Origin of the sequence: Haloferax chudinovii (assembly GCF_042663345.1) — an archaeon.
Taxonomy (GTDB): Archaea; Halobacteriota; Halobacteria; order Halobacteriales; family Haloferacaceae; genus Haloferax; species Haloferax chudinovii.
In genome coordinates this window covers 162,589-178,898 of sequence record NZ_JBHTAB010000009.1, presented here as the reverse complement: position 1 = coordinate 178,898, position 16,310 = coordinate 162,589, and the positions used below count along the sequence as shown (strand labels likewise).

Genomic DNA, 16,310 nt, shown 5'->3' with positions numbered 1-16,310 from the left:
GACACAAAAGTGATTCTTGACGTCGCGCTGTTCAAGCGTCATGGAACCGATCCAGCAGCTGCGTTTCTCCACGGAGTCTGTGAGAAACACGACTGTTCAGAGACGGTGTTTCTGGCTGATGCCTTTGGGTATCGGACTGCCTTCTCTCGATTAAGGTTGAACGGTCGGGTCGACTACACAGACCGAAACCTGATTGAAAAGTGGTTTCAGACGTTCAAAATGAGAGTTGACCGTTTCCACAATTCATGGGTGGGCAGTCGGCTGAGCGTCCGCCGGTGGCTTGCAGTGTTCGTTCATTACTATAACTTTCAGCGACCGCATCAAGCGCTCGACGGACGAACACCGGTCGAGGAGGCCACTAACTAGACAGTGCCGATACTGACCTTCAATCGGGTGAGGCTGACATCGGTGTCCGAATGAAGGTCGTGTTCAACGGACTCAAGGGTGGTGTCACCCAGACGAACTTTATGCCGGCCAAAGAATCGTACCAGCCACCAAACCTCGGAACTGAGTTCTACAGCATTGAGATCGACACCTGACGCCCTTAGGATATTCTCAAATATTCCCTAGGTAAATTATTTTTGGCGGCTGGATAAATACAAACCCATGAGCAGAAATTCCCTCCATAATATAGTAGCGACTTCACTGTACACAGTGCTAATTGGGATCGTTAGCACAGTCTTTGTCCCCTCAAATGCCCAATTCATTTTCGGGTTTCCAGCGTTTGTTGTTCTTGCTATCGCTGTTCATGCAGTGAATGCTTCTTACGTTGCTGAATTCGGCTACCTGACTATCCTTGTCTTCGTTTCGGTACTTGCGCTGTCCATCGGAGTGGGTGTCGTAGAGGAACTGCTATTTCCGGGTGAAGTCTCAATTGTCCTGCCGGGGATTGCTGGGACCGTGACCTTCACTATTCTCCTGGTTATCGTCTACTGGCTGTTGATCAACGCCAACCGTTCCGAACGGGTTTGACCCAAACTCAATATAGATTATATGTCTAGCATAAAGTTCTCAGTGAAAGGCAATGAAGCATCTAACATGACCGGTGATCACCCCGACAGATCGGTTGTGGATTCACTGGGGATAGCGATTCTGAGCATGTACTCGCTCACAATCCTGTCTGCACCAGTCTTCAGCACCCGATTTGGAGGCTACCTTCCGGAAGATGCGGGATTCCTCACGGCGATCATCATCACATCTGTAATCGGGGCTCTTGTGCTAACGACAGCGTTTCGCCACCACGTGATTCACTTCACGGATAAGGCTACAACTGACGATCGGTCAGTCTGGAACGAGGTCGTCCTCTACACGCTTACGTACATTCCGGTCACCATTATTTCCGGCCTTCTCATTTCGCTACTCACAGCGGCTTGGTCGGCGACACCAGACACAGTGTTGCTTCTCCACCATGCACTAGCAACTGGCTTGACAGTTGTCCTTCTCTTTTTCCGTCGGAAGGGTCAGATAGAGTATCCACACTGGATCCAAGTCCATTCTTGGGGAGCGCGAGATTATGTCGCGTTATTCGGCGGGACATTCCTCCTGACGTATGCATACATGACCTCCGCATTCGGTCCGACAAGTGCACTGTTAGTCCCGTTCTCGTTGTTCTGTGCAACTGTTCTTGTCGTACTTCGGTGGGCGGGGGCATTTACGTCAACCAACAACCCAGGATCGCCACAAACTGTGGCCGGGGACTGAAACCCGATTGGGTTCGTTGTCGAAGAGCCAGACGAGGTATCGTATCTGGATAGTCCTCTGTAGGTTCTCTGAGGAGATTACCCGGGGACTGGATATTGCGCTGAATTGTTCCAACCAGCTTTATCATCGTATGCTGTCTCTTCCCGGCAATGGCGAACAGCCAATCGAAAGAGGAAGTCTGGGCTGGGTGGGTTCGGGGGACCGTGCCGTAGGGGATGCCTCGACGTACGGGGCGACGGCGGAGCCGACGAGGCGGCCAATACTGAGCGCACCCAGTAACAACCTGTAGACGAAGGTGCCGCCGAGGCTACCACCGACTGCCGTCAGAATTGCCAACGTCACTCCGGTCGTAAAGTTCGCTACGGATCACCCTCTCCTCTGGTAGCTGTCTATTCGCGCCAGCGAGAGAGTGGCGCGCGTCGGTGACCGTACCGATGGGCGTTGAGTGGTTCAGATGCATATGGTCATCTACGCGCTCGTAGAGGCATCCACAGAAAACGAAGCACTGGCTGTGGGGAAAACAGTGTTCAATCGGTTAGTTGGCGCTAAGCCGCATTCCTGCGCAGTATTCGACTATTTTGTGACCTTCGACGAGGGGGATACCTCCATCGCAGGCAAGGCACGGTGGGGAGAACTCCCGGCTGCAGCACCGGTTGACCCTGATGACGGGCAAGACCTACTCGACCAGGGATGGGAAGCGACGAAAGAAGAGTTCGATCGCAACCTCGACCGGGTGAAAGAGGCCATCGACGAGCTCTCCGACGAGGAGATCATGCGCGACGAGGACCTTGTCCGGCACGTGTTCCCCCAGGTCGGTGCGTACGACGCGGTTCTTGTACAACGAGTACGCGAACGGCATCCGCTATCGCGAGCAACTAGATCGACTCCTCGAGGAGAGTGAAGAGCTCTGGATCGTGCCCGCAGACGTCCACTTCTAACAGATGCCTCAAATTACAAATTGGCAGCGTGAGAGCCGTTCAGCGGCACTCGCGTATCGAAACACCGAGACTGGTGCGCGAGCCGTCTTGCATCGAGCACCGGATTCCTACCGGTACAAATGGCGTGGGGCAATCCTCGTCGACGGCTACCTGGTGTGGTCGCGAGGATACGAGACGAAGGACGCGACGGCGTTCCGTGACGAGCTCCGGGAGCGTCCCGCTCCGGACCTCAGCTGTCCGGAGTGTCCAAACGGCGACGTCCTCATCGGCGAGAAGGCGGCAGGCGGGGCGAAAGTCCAGCGGTGGTACGACTGCCCTGACTGTGGGTACGAAGCCCCCTCACGCATCGTCTACGGGCGGAGTACGTCGTGACTCAGGGCTGGACTCCGAGAGTGAAGGCCGTACGTCCCGCTAAGGAACAGGTGTGCAGGGCTCGTTCGCTTCTCACCTATATATAGAGGGGCAGCCACCGATCCAATTAAGTATATCCAAAGGATATACACAGATATGGCGAATCGGTTTCAAATCGACGGTGAGGAAGTTCTCGACGGCCAAGTCAAAGAGTTCGGGAACAGCGCCCACGTCACCGTCCCCAAACGCTGGCGTGGGGCTGACGTAAAAGTCGTCCGTACCTCAGAACCAACCGAACAAGACGAAGAATGACCGATTCACAGGCTCTCATCAAGACGCTGGACTTCCAGCTCGACATCCAGAGCGACAATGAGAGCCTGCTGTACGACGCCACCCTCGAAGCGAGGTCGGTATACAACCAAACTATCCGACTCGCCAAGGAAGGTGTGGATTGGGACGACATTCCCGACCGCGTAGCCGAGGACGCCACCCTCGTAAAAAAACACGACACAGCGCGTCGTCGCCAAAGCACTCGGTGCGATGGAGAACTACTACGAGTACGACGACTACAACAAACCCAGCCACACCAAAGATGGAACGTACCCGCTCCGGGCGAACTACGAGGAGGGGTACACCCTGTCACTCACCGACGACGGCGACGTAGCGTTCCGGATCAGTGCGAAACCCTACAAGCACGTCAAGGGCGTCCTCGATGGTGACGACGCTCATCTCGACATTCTCAAGACCGCACTCGAAAGCGATGCGTGGACGATAGGGACGGCGGAAGCCCTGTTCCGAAACGGCAACGCCGAGTTGCACGTCAACGTTACCTGCTCCGAGGGGACCGTTCGAGACAAAGAAAATTCACGGACAGTCGTTGGCGTGGATGTCAACGAGGACAATGTGGCGCTGACTGCACTCTCCGAGGACAGTGTCGAGGATACGGTCGTTATCGAATTTCCGGACATCAAGTTCGAATGCCACCGTTACTTCACGATCAGAAAGCGCCTCCGAGAAGCTGGAAAGTTGAGCGTCCTCGACTCGGTCGAAGGTCGAGAAGAGCGATTCGTTCGAGACCGACTCCACAAAGTGTCTCGGCACATCGTGGAGTGGTGCCAGCAGTTCAACACACCGTGCATCGTCTTTGAAGACCTCAAAGAGATGCGCGACGGCCTCGACTACGGATGCCGGATGAACCGGCGCTTGCACCGCCTCCCGTTCCGCGCGCTTCAGCACTACACGTCCTACAAAGCAGCATTCGTGGGGATTCCGACGGCTTGGATCAATCCGGAATACACGAGTCAATGCTGTCCAATGTGCGGCCATACGGAACGAGCGAACCGTCACAAGAAGCGGTTCAAGTGCCAGTCCTGTTCGCATCAAGACCACGCCGACCGGAGTGCGAGCGTGAATATCGCCGTGAAAGGCATCAAGAAGCACCAAGAATGGAATGTGCCTGCTCTCAACAGCCTTCCCCAAGTGCGGACGGTGCGACGGCAGGCATCGGGGGCCGTGGACGCCCCGACCGTGACCCACGACGCCGTTCGAGGCTATCAGACCGATGGCGTCGCGGGAGTGTCCGACTAATCCACGGGAAGTCTCGGGGGCCGATCTCGAGGCAGTTCACGGCGCCGAACGGTGAGCGGGTGGATCCCCGCTGGCCGCTGTTTTTCGGCCGGGCACGAGGTGGTGGCCCGAGACGACCGGGGTAGTCAACCAATGACTCTCGAAGTACTTGACCGACACAGTGAGGCACTGTTCGAGTTCCTCTGGTGCCCCGTCTGCGGGCAGGAGGTCTTCACTCACATCCCCTTCGAGGGGGTGTTCTGCAAGAACTGCAACACCCAAGTCAAGCTCCAGGAATCTCGAGAGACACGCGGCTACGAGGAGGCCGTGCTCGCCTGCTTCGATACCGACACGACTTGGAACCTCCACGTTGATGAGAAACTGCGACGCGACCTGCCTGATGGGTCGGCAAGGGTGAAAATCATCGGCGCACCGGGCGCCTACCAGGTCGACTGGTGGAGTCCGGAGCCAGGTGGGGACTGGGAACCTGTCGAGCGAGGTGAATTCGACGATGTGGAGGAACCAGATGTGGTGTCACATCTAGCGTAGTACGCGCTAGACAGAAAGCGATTTTAGTTTGCCGTGTGAGCCTAGCGAAGAGGAGAGGAGTTGACGTTCCCCGCGCCGGAGGAGACTTGACATTGCTGGTTGTGAGATGTCGAATTCCTCAGCGAGTTCTTGAGCCGTGGTTTTACGTGGACTCTCGTAGTATCCGCGAGAGAGCGCAAGTGAGAGTGCTTCTCGCTGCCGGTCTGTCAAATCACTTTCTGCTATGCCATCGGAGATCGATGGATCGGAGGTAATAGACACAAGTTCCAACGAGATATCGTGGTTCTCACAGCTTTGCCTGAACTCGTTAAACGATTCGTAGTCTCTGAATAGCTTCTTTTCACGCCATTGATTGTCGGTAATCGTTGTAGATTCCAGCTGCGTAGCGTCAATATGTTCTGACTCAAACGCCTCGGATATTGACTCGTCAAGTTCGACCGTGATCTGGTAGACAGTCCCATTGGTCGTTTGACCGAGTAGCGTTGCCTCCATGATTTCATCCAAAGCAGAGAGGTTCTCTGGAGAGACGGTATCATCGGGATCAATCCGTACGGTGAATGTCCGCACGTCTGATTGGAGACAGAGTGCGTGAACGCATTCTATTTTGTCGGGCTCCAGTGTATCCGGAATACTGACGAGCGGAAGTGACGGCGAACTGATGACGAATTCAGTAACGATGTTCATTGTATCCTCTTACGATCTACGTGCGTTTAAAGTCTGGAGAGGAGAGTTAGAGAATCGTTCTGAGTATAGGCGAGATTACTACACAGTCCAAGGGAGTCTGCGATCGTGGTAGCAATAGCGAACCGAAAATGTAAGACTGTTCCGGGAATCTGGCCGGGACCAGTCTGATCGCGTCTATGTGTTAGGCGTTGGTCAGATGGTGGTCAAAGAAATCGGTCAGCTTCTCCACAGCCGGGGAGACGTACTTGTCCTTGTCGTAGAGATCAGCATGCATTGCACCGTCGATCGTGAAGAGTTCGGCGTTCTCGCCGGCCTTCTCGACCGCATTCTCGCTGTAAGGCAGCGTGGCCGCCTCGGTGCCAGCAATCATCAGCAAAGCCCGTGGTGCGATCTTGTCTATGCCATCGAACGGCTCGAACTGGTCAAGGAGATCGGCGCTGCGGGCGACCCATTGGTTGGTCGACCGGGGGTGACGACCACGGGGCGTCTTGTAGTAGTCAACGAGCTCACGGATACTCGCCGGCGTTGAATTGTCAACCTCGTCCGGTTCCGGCAATGCACTGACTAGTTCAGCGGGGAAGCCGACGGCTTCCTGAGTGCGCAATGCTCCCGCCTGCTCAACTATCTGTTCCCATGCTTCGGGATCGGGGCTGCGGAAGAAGTCGGGGACATCCGCTGCGCTGACGGTGGCCACAGCCTTCATCCGATGGTCGGTCTGTGCAGCGTGCGGGGCGTAGCCCCCAGACCCGCAGATCCCGAGCACACCGATTGCGTTAGGGTCAACGTCCTCACGGGTGGTCAGGTACGTCACCGCGCTGCGGAAGTCTTCGGCGCGCTGGAACGGATCTTCCAAGCCGTGGGGCTCACCCTCGCTTTCGCCTTGGTAGGCTGCATCGAACGTGAGCACGATGAATCCCTGCTCGACCAGCCGCTGAGCGTAGAGGGCCGGTGATTGTTCTTTGACAGCAGTCGTTTGATGCCCGATTACGATGGCCGGAAGCGGCGTCTCAGGCGGATCGTCGGGGGCGTAGAGGTGCCCCGCAAGCTCCATACCCTTGCTCGGGAATTGAACGCTCTCGACCTGTTCTTCCAGTTCAGCTGGGTTGTCAACTGACATCATCAGAAACGAGGGTGGGTATCTGCTTGCGTCCAATGTTATACTAAAAATGCGTTTAAGTATCCCCGTCTAATGTAACGGTGGATCATCAACGGCCACCATAGCGGATCGCAAGAAGTCAATCAGTGCGTGGTGTTGTTCCTGCGCCGGCGAGTATCAGGATGTCGACACGGAGTCAACTCCGATTCGTCCAACGAGTCGAACAGACCGATGAGACAGATGCAAGCGCCGACCGCGTAGCGCAAGTGTACCGGCATTCAGATGGCTACCCGGAGAGCGTCCTTCGGGATCTCACTCAACTGAAAGAGCTTCTCGATGCGACCCGTGCCGAGCGCGGACCGGGCTACACGGCGGCGACGTTCGTGTTCCTCGACAAGCTCTCGACGGTCGGCCTCTACCTGGATGGCGACCCGGAGCGAACGATCGACGCGGCTCAGCCAGCGGATCTTCTCAAGCCAAAGAATATGGAGCACCTCGACCAGCCGCTGTTTCTGCTGGGCCACGGCGTTGAGGATCCAGCTGACGGCATTCACGGCGACGAGGAGTACCTCTACGTCGTCGAGCTCCCGACGCGGAGCCCGTTCGACGAGCCGGCCGAGTGGACGGTCAAGGTGAGCGGTCATTCCGCGTTCCCGCGCTGGGATGGCCCGACCGACGAGGCTTTCGAACAGGCAAGCTGGCAGTTCAACGGCCCGCTGGAGCACGCACTCGAAGAGCTGGTGGCTGAGCCAGTCTGAACACTGAGCGCGCTTAGATGATGCCGCCGATGACGAGCAGCCCGATGAGGAGTAACAGCGTCGCGACCACGCTTCCCCCAGCGAGTAGCTTGTTCTCCATCGCCTTCTCGTGAAGCGGCATCTCGGCGTACTCCTCGCGGAAGGCCTCGAGATTCTCCTCGTCGTAGAAGTACTTCGTCTTCAGCGCAAACCGTTCGGTCACTGCACAGCCGGTACAGACCAGTTCGCCTTCGAGTCGTTCGGTCTTGATGTGGCTGTCGCAGGCGATCGCCCCGCAGTTCGGACATAGGTGTAGGCCTCGTTGGCACCGCTCGTCTCGCAGTGGACGCACCGATGAATGCCGTCCTCCAGCGTGACCCGTGACGGGCCAGCAGCATAGTATTCGTACGGATACGAATACTCCTGTAGTTCTGTCGTCTGTCGAACCTCGGGGAGATACACCGGCTCAATCGATTGCACTGAGATGTCCGAGAGATTCGGCTCACACGTTTTGTTGTACGTGACGTTGTTGTCGCCGGTGTAGGTCACCGTCGTCGTGTGGTAGTCCTGAAGGCGGTCAACAGCCCACTCCTTGTACTCCGTTTGGGTCTGGCCGAAGCGGTGCTCCTCGACGTCGACGAATACCTCCCCGAACCGGTCGGCATCAAGATCGACTGTCGCGTGGAAGTTCTCGGTGACCAGCGTCGCGACTTCGTCGTCGGCTACTGTCGGATGCCCACGCTCAGCGTGTACGACGAACTGTGTGCGGTCGTTGATCCGATGGATGACGCCGACTGACGTTTCGAAGACGGCGTTGGTGTCGGCGGTGATCGCAACCACCGGGCGAAACGTCACCTGCGAGTGCGACACTGGCAGGTCCGTAGCCTCGATGTTCTCGATGTCGCGGAACGCCTCTTTGACGGGTGCGTCGATGTCGGCCGCCGGGTCGTACGGCCGGAGCGTCTCGTCGCAAAGGATCTCGATGCGCCCGTTGTAGAGGTCGAGACCGATCTCGTCGGCGATCTCTCGGAGGTCTTCGCCGTCGAGCAGTTGTATTGGATGCGGATCGTCGTTCTGCTGGAGGCGCTGTGCGTACTCCTGGGCAGGATTCGTAAACCGACCGGTCGTGACGACCATGCCGCGTTTCGGGCCGTCGAAGTCGAACGTCGCGATGGCCGAATGGAGCTTCTGGACGACCGGCCGGCCAACGGTTCCCGTGTGTTACACTCGACGACGATTGCCCTCCGTGTTCCGTCGACGACTTCCTCCATTAGGACATCCCGGCCCTCGTCAGCCGTCCGCTCGGCCTGCCGGACGTTCTCGTAGCCGAGGTTACGGAACACGTCCTCCATCAGATCCTCGAACTCGAACCCCGAGAGGTCGTCCAGTACAGCCATCCTCAATTATGTGGACAGTACGTTGCAACTGCCAAATACGTTGCCGAACGCTACGCCGTCCTGTTTGTTGAACCCCTGAGAGGGGTTCAGGGGTCACCGAACCGCCCGCGAGCAACGATGAACGGGAATGTACCTATGCCAGTTCGGAATCGGTTCCAGTCGTATCGCCCGCACAGCCTCACCGAGACACCGTCGAGTACGTCGGCTTCCGCGTCGACGGCCAAGCCGTCGTACTGAACCTCTCGGAACATCGGCGACTCTCCCTCAATCGCAGTCTGGACGTCGTCAACCACCCGCGTACTCAACCGAAGCTACTTACGTGATACAGCCGTATCACAGCATATGAGCACTGACAGCGACGCCGGTGGCGACGGCGAGATGGAGAAAATCAACGTCCGGGTGCCCCAGTCGTTGCTGGCACAGGTCGACGACGTCTGGGAGGAGCGTGGCTACGCGACCAAGTCCGAATTCATCCGCGATGCCCTCCGGGATGCCGTCAATCCCCCCACGAAACTGTCCGAGGAAGCGCTTGAACACTTGGCTGAGAGTCGCAAGCAGCGAGAGGAGGGCGAGACGGTGTCCCAAGACGATGTGAAGGACCGGTTGGGCATCGATGACTGAGGTCGAGTGGACACCGAAAGCACTCGATTTACTGGAGGGTCTTGACACCGAAGCCCAAGAACGGTTGGTGAAGAAACTTGACGAGGCGAAAGACTGGACCTCGCACCGACTCGAAAAGCTCACCGGCTACCCGTACTACAAGCTCCGCGCCGGCGACTACCGAGCGATCATCACGTGGGACCGAGACGAGGATGTCCTCATCGTCGAGGCGGTTGGGCATCGCCGGAATATCTACGATCGCCACTTCCCGCCGTAACCCATTCTACCTACGGAGCTTCTCCGATCGGTGACGAACTCGGTCTGAGATTCACGTACGATTCCGGTCGGTAGTGTTTATTGCCCCCGAGAGGGATGCGGGGGGGTTCACTCCCCGTCACCGAGCGATGACCGATTCAGAGTACCCCTGGCGAGACGAATCGCTCCTCCACGAACTCTACTGGGAACAGGAGTTGAGTACGAGGTCGAGAGTTTATAACGGATTACGGGGGAACCGCGGAGGGAGGTGACGAAGCCATGACAGAACATATCTGTGACTACTGTGGCGAGTCATTTGCAACCTCCAACGAACTGGGCGGCCACGTAACAGCCGTTCATCGCCGCGACCAACTCGTAACTGATACTGACCTGATTCTCGACGATATTCGACGGGTCGGCGCCAAGCTGGGAAAGCCACCCACAGCGAGGGAAATGATCGAGCACGGGGAGTACTCACAGCGCGTCTGTCAGAACAAGTTCGGGAGCTGGAACGAAGCGCTTCTTGAGGCTGGCTACGCTCCGAATCGGAAATTCCGACTCACCGATCAAGACCTGTTGGATGAGATTGACCGCCTTGCGGATGAGTTCGGTCGCCCACCATCGAGCGGGGAAATGAATCGGGTCGGAGAGTTTCACAAGTGCACGTATCTCGAACGATTTGGTGGATGGGAAGAGGTACTCACAGAAGCTGGCTGGCTTCTCCCAACCGCAGTCCTATCAAGAGCGTTCGGCGGTTCCGTACGGGCCTAACTGGCCAGAACAGCGACAACGAGCGTTAGAACGCGATGACTACCAGTGCCAAACGCCATGGTGTGCGATGACTCAAGCGGATCATCAAGAGCAGGTTGGGAAAGATATCTCTGTTCACCATTTGGTTCCGCGGAAGTTCTTCGTCGGGCCCGACGGGCAGTTTGACCACGAGGAGGCAAACCAGGTCTCGAATCTCGTGACGGTCTGTTCGAAACATCATCTCATCTGGGAGGCCGTCGCCCCACAGCGATTGGATACGGTTGTCGACGCCACACAGCCACCAGAACGAGGTGGGCCGGAGGGTGCTACTCTCCTCCTACAAGGGGATGAGGGGTAACCCCTCGTGAGTCAAATGCGAGAGATAGACGAGTCTATCCCGACGCCCGATACAGACGATTTCACGAACAGAGAACGACTCCGCTGGCACCTCACCAGTGCCCTCACAAGCGCCGAGTCGGCGGAGACGAAAGCCCATCTCCGAGGAGCCCTTGCTGCGTGGGAGAATCTCCCGCCGACACCACTCGTCGAGTGTCCGCTCTGTGGAAAAGTCGGGCTTCCAGAGCGAATCCAAACTCACGAGTGTCGACAGTCGTAGCGTCGTTTTTTGCGCCTCGATGGGTGGAGGCGCAGAGCAGAACGCTTTGCGCCTTCGGAGGATGCTATGAAAGACCCAGAGGAAGCTACGGTCTTCGCAGGCCTCGATGGGCGAACCGAGACTGAACTACCCGAGTAGTACGCCGAGCAACACGGTGGTCCTGAGCCAATCAGCTTCAGTGAGGCGATTCGAAACCTCCCGCAGGCAGTCGACACGGCAGTCGCGTATCGCAACCCAATCAGCGGCGAGTGGGTTGAAACAGAGCGGTTCAATGCAATCGTCGAGCCGTCGCGGCTGCAAGCAGAAGCAGACGGAGACGACGAAGCGGAGTCATTATTCCATATCCCGACTGACTCGTACGCGATCATCAATCCGGTCGACGTCTACGGGCCGCTGGAGGAGGTTCTTCGCGAGGAGACCATCGACGGGACGCCGCTGGGCGATGTGATGTTCGGCGAGATTCGGCGCTACCGGGGCGGCGGCGAGATCCATATGGACATCATGTTCGACGGCCTCGAGGTGCGCCTCCCCGGCCGGTCGGACCCGATCACGATGGGCGTCACCTCGGGGTACGACTTCTTCGGTGAGCACGCCGTCTACGTGGAGGGCTTCGCTCAAGATGGCTACTGCTCGAACACGATGCGCTCGCTCACCGACAAGGAGGTCATCAAGCACGTCGGCGACGTGCGAAACTTCCGGACCTGGTGGGAGGAGCTCCTCGCACAGGTCGAACTCGTCGCCGACGACCTCTTCGAGTTCATTCGGGATGCCCAAGACATCGACCTCGATTTCTCCGAGCTCCCGTTCACCGTCACGGAGTTCTACAGCCTGCTGGGCTTCCCGGACTACCTCGCCGACCGCGCTGCGAGCGATGCGGGGCCAACGCGGCCACCCCTGTCGCAATAGATATGTCGACGCTCCATTCCGACGCGACCTACGCGCTCACGCACTTCTTCCAGGGCAAGGAGGGTGCGTCGCTGGCCGGCTACGTCCGCACGGCCAACGACATCCTGTTCAACCCGGAGGGCACCATCGAACGCGTCGAAGGGCCTACGAGGAGCAGCTGGAGGCAGGCGGCGACGACGGGTCGCAGGCGTCGCTCGCCGGCGAGCGGGCGCTCGCGAGCATCGAGCGCGTCAGCGATGATCTACAGGAGAAGGTCGACCAATTCGAGGAGCGTGAAGATGCGCTTCGCGAGCGATTCCAAGAGGCGATGGGCTAAGAGCAGCTGGAGGGAGAATCGCCAAGTGTGTTATTCCCGTTCCAACGACTGGAATCCACTGCTTACAGTAGTAACTGAGTAGGGGCGCACCCAGAGACCACGTCTATTGAGCATAATCGACTCTCGACATGCGAGAGCCACATCAGGGGGATATAGAGACTTTAGAAGAGTTAGAGCCTGGTGCCTCGGTCAAGTTCTTTGAATAGCCTGTCGAGCCCTTGACTGTCATCGGCGGCGTCTACGTCTACAAGGGAGATCCGTGTGGCCAGACTCACTCAGCTTGGAGGAAGACGACGTTCGCGCGGCCGACTGCATCGAAGTCGCGGAGACGATACGTGAGTTCACGGATGCGAGCAGCCTCACCTCGACAGAACACACTCTCCAGACACCACTCGCCCTGGTGGGTATGAGTCATTGTCTCGATGACGTCTTGGAACTCGTGCTGGATGTCGTGGAGATCACCAATAACGAGTGTGTGTTCGTAGTCGAAGACGACCATCGCCACGACCTCCCCTTCGACATCCTCCAGTGTCACGTGCCGTTCGACGTACTCCTGTATGGCCTCTCGAACGGCCCGCGAACGCGACTCCAAACCTTGGGACTCCCACGTTTCGTCGAATTCCTCCAGTACTTCCTGTGGGATGTTGAGGCTCGTTCGCATACATGCACTTGAGTTGGGCCCCACTTATTGGGCGTTATTACGCCTCCCCCGTGTCGGTCATAACAACCGCTATTCATCGTAGTTCCCTTCCGTTGGATACGGATGTTACATACCGATGCGTTGGGCCTCTTGATCGGGGCGGTCGTACTCGACGCTGTCCACGGCGTCGAACCCGGGCATGGGTGGCCTGTCGCTGCGGCGTACGCGCTCGACCAGACCAACAAGTGGCTCTACGGCTTCGCCTCCAGCCTGATCATCGGTGTCGGCCACCTCATCAGTAGCCTGGCGATGGTGGGAGTGTTCTTCTACGCGAAATCCTACTTCAGTCTCACCCAGATCAACGAACCGATCACTCTCTTCGAAGGCGTCCAGATTGGTGGCCCGGTCAGTCTCGTCGCCGGAGTCCTGCTCATCCTCCTCGGAATCAGGGAGTACTTCGGTCATTCGCATGGTGACGAGCACTCGCACGATAACGATGCGACGTCGCAGGACCACGGCCACGAGCACACCCACGACGACCACAGTCACGATCACCACGGGCACGACGACCACGAAGAGACGAGTCCAGGGATACTCGCCCGACTCAAGGGACTGGTCACCGGAGGAGGACACTCGCACGACCACGCGGGCGACGACTTCGACGAGGCGGCGAACCGTGGGCTCCTCGGAATCGCGTGGTTCGCGTTCGTCCTCGGATTCGCCCACGAAGAGGAGTTCGAAATCATCGGCCTGTGTGCCGGGTCGAACTACTGTCTCGAACTGATGAGCGCGTACGCGATCACGGTGATTGTCGGTATCGTCGGCTTGACGATGCTGTTAGTAGCCGGGTATACACACTACGAGGAGCGAGTCGAACAGTACACGCCGTACCTCCCCGTGTTCTCTGCAGCCGTGCTCATCCTCATGGGGCTTGGATTCATAACGGGACTGTACTAATCCACTAGCCGAGCCGTCTCAGGAGATGGACCACCGATATTAACGTTCAGTTGAGTATCGATTCAACGTAATGTCTGCACTCTCCCGGTACGTGCGTGGGTTTCCACGATCAGTGTACCTCGTTGCCGCTGGCCGCTTCTTCGACCAGTTCGGCAGCGGAGTCGTCTATCCGTTCGCCACGGTCTACTTTCATCTGGTCGTCGGAATCCCCCTCTCGGTCGTCGGCGTCGGATTGCTCGCAAACAACCTCGGCCTGGCGGCCGGCACCGTCGTCGGCGGCTACACCGCTGATCGGTACGGGCGGAAACCCGTCATGGTTGCGAGTATGGGGCTTTCAGCCCCGACACTTGCCGCGTACGCCCTCGTCACCACCGGCCCCGCATTCATCCTCGTCTCCGCGATAGCCGGCCTCACACTCGGACTCTATGGGCCAGCTGGTCAGGCGTATATCGCCGAAATCGTCGAGTCCGCTGACCGTGACCGCGCGTTCGCACTGCTGAAAGTCGCCCGGAACGCCGGCTTCGGAACCGGATTCGTCGCCGGCGGGCTCCTCTACGCTGTCCAGCACGTCCTCGTCTTCGTCCTCGACGGCCTCACAGCCGGACTGTTCGCGCTCGTGCTCGTCGCCTTCTTGCCACGCGTCCACGGTGGCACGCGCGACGTCCGACTGCGCGAGTCCGTGAGCGCCTGGGGACGTGCCATTACCCGCCGTCGAATCGTCGCCCTTGCGGTCTTGAATCTCCTGTTTGCGACGCTGTACGTCCAGATGCAGGCGACCGTTCCCGTCGTCGCCACGGAGATGCTCGGCCTGTCGTCCGCAGCACTGGGGACGCTGTACGTGATCAATCCGGTCGTCGTCGTCCTCTTCCAGTTGCCGCTGGCTGACTATGCGGCACGCTGGCGACGAACCCGGACGCTCGTCCTATCGGCGGGATTTTGGGCCATCAGCTACGTCGCAGTCTTTCTCGCGGCCAACGGCGGCCTGGCGGCACGGCTTGGTGTCGGACTCGTCGGCGCGTTCCTCTTCCTACGAACGATCGGTGAGATTCTTCACTCGCCGTTCATGACTGCACTCGGCAGCGGGATCGCACCGAAAATCGAACGAGGGTCACAGCTCTCGTTGATTGAAGTAGCGATGCGTGTTGGCCAGGGAGTTGGCGCGTTCGTCGGCGGACTGTTCTTCGACGCAGGAGCACAACGGTACCTCTGGCCAACGCTCATACTCGTCGCAGCACTCCTTGCCGGCGGCCTGCTCGTGTTCGAACAGAGCGTCTCACCTGAAGAAAATGGGGCTTCGCAATGAACGGGAACGAAATTACATAACAGGATACATCACTCGCGGACTGCGCGACTGATAGGGAGTATCAGAGCAATCCGTCGTTTCGGGCGAATCCCACCTAACAGTTGTTAGATACACTTTGCTGGATACAGCGCACCTATCGGTAATGGACTACCGCCGAGATAGCCAGCCTACGGTCATACACATCGTCATCCAGATGAAGAACTGACTGTGTGCCGATGTAGAATCCCTCACTCAGACGAATCACTTGGAGACTACGTACTGTCCCCAGATTGCTCGGGAACGGCAGGGAATTGAATACGGAATTCCCGCCTCGGAGAGGGGGACACGGTGAGGTCGACTTCCCGGATGAGTGTGTAGTACTTCCGACGACCTTCCATCCGAGCGGTAACGATACCCGCCTCCTCGAGCACCTCCAGATGATGGGTCGCCGTTTTCCCATCCATCCCGACTTCCTCCATGAGTTCCGAGACGTACATATCGCGGCGGGAGAGCGCCCGGAAGATGGAGAGCCGAGCTTTTGAGCCGAGGAGTTCTAACGGATTCATTTATCGTGGATAATCTTCCTAAGAATTCTTATTTGTATCGCCTCAGTACGCCTGCACAGGTGGCTCACACGTGGTTGAAATCCCCGAAGACGAGACATCTGAACCGGACACTCGGGATGTCATCACGGACGGCGTCTTCGAACAGGAGTTCTACCTGAGCAAGGAGCAAGCCGGTGAGTTCCTCATCCAGCTCGGTGAACAACTCCGCGACGGCACGGAACTCACGCTGTCCACTGAGGACTGGGAACTTCCCTTCAGGTTCGATGAGCCAGTCGAAGTCGAGGTCGAATTCCTCGGACACGGCGATCGGGAACTCGAAATCGAACTCGAACTTCGCGGCGCACACGACGACCCCGCTCCGGACGTCTCCTGACTGTTCTATGACCCGGGTTCGCACCTCGCA

Annotated in this window: 19 protein-coding genes and 4 pseudogenes; 17 read left to right on the top strand and 6 right to left on the bottom strand. The window is 58.0% G+C overall.

Annotated features, from left to right (window positions below; all coding sequences use genetic code 11):
- The 9 genes and pseudogenes from ACFQI8_RS15555 to ACFQI8_RS15515 form a co-directional block, all read left to right on the top strand.
- On the top strand, positions 1 to 366 hold a 366-nt coding region (locus tag ACFQI8_RS15555), incomplete at its 5' end, for an integrase core domain-containing protein (RefSeq protein WP_390246361.1).
- Positions 367 to 416: 50 nt separating this feature from the next.
- The gene (locus tag ACFQI8_RS15550; RefSeq protein ID WP_390246359.1) at positions 417 to 539 is read left to right on the top strand and encodes a hypothetical protein; all 123 of its coding nucleotides are present in this window, start codon (positions 417 to 419) and stop codon (positions 537 to 539) included.
- A gap of 67 nt (positions 540 to 606) precedes the next feature.
- A complete protein-coding gene (locus ACFQI8_RS15545) occupies positions 607 to 972 on the top strand; it encodes a hypothetical protein (protein ID WP_390246357.1) in 366 nt (121 codons plus the stop codon).
- Positions 973 to 1,038: 66 nt separating this feature from the next.
- Complete coding sequence (locus tag ACFQI8_RS15540) at positions 1,039 to 1,701, top strand: hypothetical protein (protein WP_390246355.1); 663 nt, start codon at positions 1,039 to 1,041, stop codon at positions 1,699 to 1,701.
- Between the two features lie 454 nt (positions 1,702 to 2,155).
- A pseudogene (locus tag ACFQI8_RS15535) lies at positions 2,156 to 2,639 on the top strand (DUF7995 family protein).
- Between the two features lie 3 nt (positions 2,640 to 2,642).
- Positions 2,643 to 3,011 carry a DUF7568 family protein gene (locus tag ACFQI8_RS15530; RefSeq protein ID WP_390246353.1) on the top strand — a complete coding sequence of 123 codons (369 nt, stop codon included), beginning with the start codon at positions 2,643 to 2,645 and terminating at the stop codon, positions 3,009 to 3,011.
- Between the two features lie 135 nt (positions 3,012 to 3,146).
- Entirely contained in the window at positions 3,147 to 3,302 is a 156-nt protein-coding gene (locus ACFQI8_RS15525) for a DUF2080 family transposase-associated protein (RefSeq protein ID WP_143414403.1), read from the top strand.
- Positions 3,299 to 4,577 (top strand): annotated as a pseudogene (locus ACFQI8_RS15520) (RNA-guided endonuclease InsQ/TnpB family protein). Before ACFQI8_RS15525 ends, ACFQI8_RS15520 begins: the two are co-directional and overlap by 4 nt.
- 132 nt (positions 4,578 to 4,709) lie before the next feature.
- Positions 4,710 to 5,105: a DUF7567 family protein gene (locus ACFQI8_RS15515; RefSeq protein ID WP_390246351.1), complete on the top strand. Its 396-nt coding sequence runs from the start codon at positions 4,710 to 4,712 to the stop codon at positions 5,103 to 5,105.
- Positions 5,106 to 5,111: 6 nt separating this feature from the next.
- Here the strand turns inward: ACFQI8_RS15515 and ACFQI8_RS15510 are convergent, their stop codons facing one another.
- Both ACFQI8_RS15510 and ACFQI8_RS15505 read right to left on the bottom strand, forming a co-directional pair.
- Complete coding sequence (locus ACFQI8_RS15510) at positions 5,112 to 5,789, bottom strand: helix-turn-helix domain-containing protein (RefSeq protein WP_390246349.1); 678 nt, start codon at positions 5,787 to 5,789, stop codon at positions 5,112 to 5,114.
- Between the two features lie 181 nt (positions 5,790 to 5,970).
- Complete coding sequence (locus ACFQI8_RS15505) at positions 5,971 to 6,906, bottom strand: alpha/beta hydrolase (RefSeq protein WP_390246347.1); 936 nt, start codon at positions 6,904 to 6,906, stop codon at positions 5,971 to 5,973.
- Between the two features lie 161 nt (positions 6,907 to 7,067).
- Between ACFQI8_RS15505 and ACFQI8_RS15500 the strand changes: the two genes are divergently transcribed.
- Entirely contained in the window at positions 7,068 to 7,643 is a 576-nt protein-coding gene (locus ACFQI8_RS15500) for a hypothetical protein (protein ID WP_390246345.1), read from the top strand.
- A 13-nt stretch (positions 7,644 to 7,656) separates the two neighbouring features.
- On the opposite strand, the pseudogene ACFQI8_RS15495 reads toward ACFQI8_RS15500, so the two are convergent.
- Both ACFQI8_RS15495 and ACFQI8_RS15490 read right to left on the bottom strand, forming a co-directional pair.
- A pseudogene (locus ACFQI8_RS15495) lies at positions 7,657 to 9,019 on the bottom strand (restriction endonuclease).
- An 86-nt stretch (positions 9,020 to 9,105) separates the two neighbouring features.
- Entirely contained in the window at positions 9,106 to 9,312 is a 207-nt protein-coding gene (locus ACFQI8_RS15490; protein WP_390246343.1) for a hypothetical protein, read from the bottom strand.
- A gap of 49 nt (positions 9,313 to 9,361) precedes the next feature.
- Here ACFQI8_RS15490 and ACFQI8_RS15485 point away from each other — a divergent pair, with 49 nt between their 5' ends.
- The 4 genes and pseudogenes from ACFQI8_RS15485 (at position 9,362) to ACFQI8_RS15470 (ending at position 12,462) form a co-directional block, all read left to right on the top strand.
- Positions 9,362 to 9,640: a ribbon-helix-helix domain-containing protein gene (locus ACFQI8_RS15485; RefSeq protein WP_390246341.1), complete on the top strand. Its 279-nt coding sequence runs from the start codon at positions 9,362 to 9,364 to the stop codon at positions 9,638 to 9,640.
- Complete coding sequence (locus ACFQI8_RS15480; protein ID WP_390246339.1) at positions 9,633 to 9,896, top strand: type II toxin-antitoxin system RelE family toxin; 264 nt, start codon at positions 9,633 to 9,635, stop codon at positions 9,894 to 9,896. Before ACFQI8_RS15485 ends, ACFQI8_RS15480 begins: the two co-directional genes overlap by 8 nt.
- Before the next feature lie 257 nt (positions 9,897 to 10,153).
- Positions 10,154 to 10,645, top strand: coding sequence for a homing endonuclease associated repeat-containing protein (locus tag ACFQI8_RS15475; RefSeq protein ID WP_390246337.1), 492 nt, complete (start codon positions 10,154 to 10,156; stop codon positions 10,643 to 10,645).
- 661 nt (positions 10,646 to 11,306) lie between these two features.
- Positions 11,307 to 12,462: pseudogene (locus tag ACFQI8_RS15470) on the top strand (hypothetical protein).
- Between the two features lie 271 nt (positions 12,463 to 12,733).
- Here ACFQI8_RS15470 and ACFQI8_RS15465 read toward each other — a convergent pair.
- Positions 12,734 to 13,123, bottom strand: coding sequence for a CopG family ribbon-helix-helix protein (locus ACFQI8_RS15465; protein ID WP_390246335.1), 390 nt, complete (start codon positions 13,121 to 13,123; stop codon positions 12,734 to 12,736).
- A 102-nt stretch (positions 13,124 to 13,225) separates the two neighbouring features.
- On the opposite strand from ACFQI8_RS15465, the gene ACFQI8_RS15460 reads away from it, so the two are divergent.
- Together ACFQI8_RS15460 and ACFQI8_RS15455 are read left to right on the top strand one after the other, a co-directional pair.
- Positions 13,226 to 14,059: a hypothetical protein gene (locus tag ACFQI8_RS15460; RefSeq protein ID WP_390246333.1), complete on the top strand. Its 834-nt coding sequence runs from the start codon at positions 13,226 to 13,228 to the stop codon at positions 14,057 to 14,059.
- 70 nt (positions 14,060 to 14,129) lie between these two features.
- A complete protein-coding gene (locus ACFQI8_RS15455) occupies positions 14,130 to 15,362 on the top strand; it encodes an MFS transporter (protein WP_390246331.1) in 1,233 nt (410 codons plus the stop codon).
- A 251-nt stretch (positions 15,363 to 15,613) separates the two neighbouring features.
- On the opposite strand, the gene ACFQI8_RS15450 is transcribed toward ACFQI8_RS15455, so the two are convergent.
- Positions 15,614 to 15,907, bottom strand: coding sequence for a winged helix-turn-helix domain-containing protein (locus tag ACFQI8_RS15450; RefSeq protein ID WP_390246329.1), 294 nt, complete (start codon positions 15,905 to 15,907; stop codon positions 15,614 to 15,616).
- Between the two features lie 70 nt (positions 15,908 to 15,977).
- Between ACFQI8_RS15450 and ACFQI8_RS15445 the strand changes: the two genes are divergently transcribed.
- Positions 15,978 to 16,280, top strand: coding sequence for an amphi-Trp domain-containing protein (locus ACFQI8_RS15445; protein WP_390246328.1), 303 nt, complete (start codon positions 15,978 to 15,980; stop codon positions 16,278 to 16,280).
- Positions 16,281 to 16,310: the final 30 nt, after the last annotated feature.

Coding starts and splice junctions, on each gene's coding strand:
- ACFQI8_RS15460 (WP_390246333.1), top strand. CDS start 13,226: ATGTTACATACCGATGCGTTGGGCCTCTTGATCGGGGCGGTCGTACTC.
- ACFQI8_RS15455 (WP_390246331.1), top strand. CDS start 14,130: ATGTCTGCACTCTCCCGGTACGTGCGTGGGTTTCCACGATCAGTGTAC.
- ACFQI8_RS15525 (WP_143414403.1), top strand. CDS start 3,147: ATGGCGAATCGGTTTCAAATCGACGGTGAGGAAGTTCTCGACGGCCAA.
- ACFQI8_RS15500 (WP_390246345.1), top strand. CDS start 7,068: ATGTCGACACGGAGTCAACTCCGATTCGTCCAACGAGTCGAACAGACC.
- ACFQI8_RS15485 (WP_390246341.1), top strand. CDS start 9,362: ATGAGCACTGACAGCGACGCCGGTGGCGACGGCGAGATGGAGAAAATC.
- ACFQI8_RS15545 (WP_390246357.1), top strand. CDS start 607: ATGAGCAGAAATTCCCTCCATAATATAGTAGCGACTTCACTGTACACA.
- ACFQI8_RS15530 (WP_390246353.1), top strand. CDS start 2,643: ATGCCTCAAATTACAAATTGGCAGCGTGAGAGCCGTTCAGCGGCACTC.
- ACFQI8_RS15480 (WP_390246339.1), top strand. CDS start 9,633: ATGACTGAGGTCGAGTGGACACCGAAAGCACTCGATTTACTGGAGGGT.
- ACFQI8_RS15510 (WP_390246349.1), bottom strand. CDS start 5,789: ATGAACATCGTTACTGAATTCGTCATCAGTTCGCCGTCACTTCCGCTC.
- ACFQI8_RS15465 (WP_390246335.1), bottom strand. CDS start 13,123: ATGCGAACGAGCCTCAACATCCCACAGGAAGTACTGGAGGAATTCGAC.
- ACFQI8_RS15515 (WP_390246351.1), top strand. CDS start 4,710: ATGACTCTCGAAGTACTTGACCGACACAGTGAGGCACTGTTCGAGTTC.
- ACFQI8_RS15475 (WP_390246337.1), top strand. CDS start 10,154: ATGACAGAACATATCTGTGACTACTGTGGCGAGTCATTTGCAACCTCC.
- ACFQI8_RS15450 (WP_390246329.1), bottom strand. CDS start 15,907: ATGAATCCGTTAGAACTCCTCGGCTCAAAAGCTCGGCTCTCCATCTTC.
- ACFQI8_RS15550 (WP_390246359.1), top strand. CDS start 417: ATGAAGGTCGTGTTCAACGGACTCAAGGGTGGTGTCACCCAGACGAAC.
- ACFQI8_RS15540 (WP_390246355.1), top strand. CDS start 1,039: ATGACCGGTGATCACCCCGACAGATCGGTTGTGGATTCACTGGGGATA.
- ACFQI8_RS15505 (WP_390246347.1), bottom strand. CDS start 6,906: ATGTCAGTTGACAACCCAGCTGAACTGGAAGAACAGGTCGAGAGCGTT.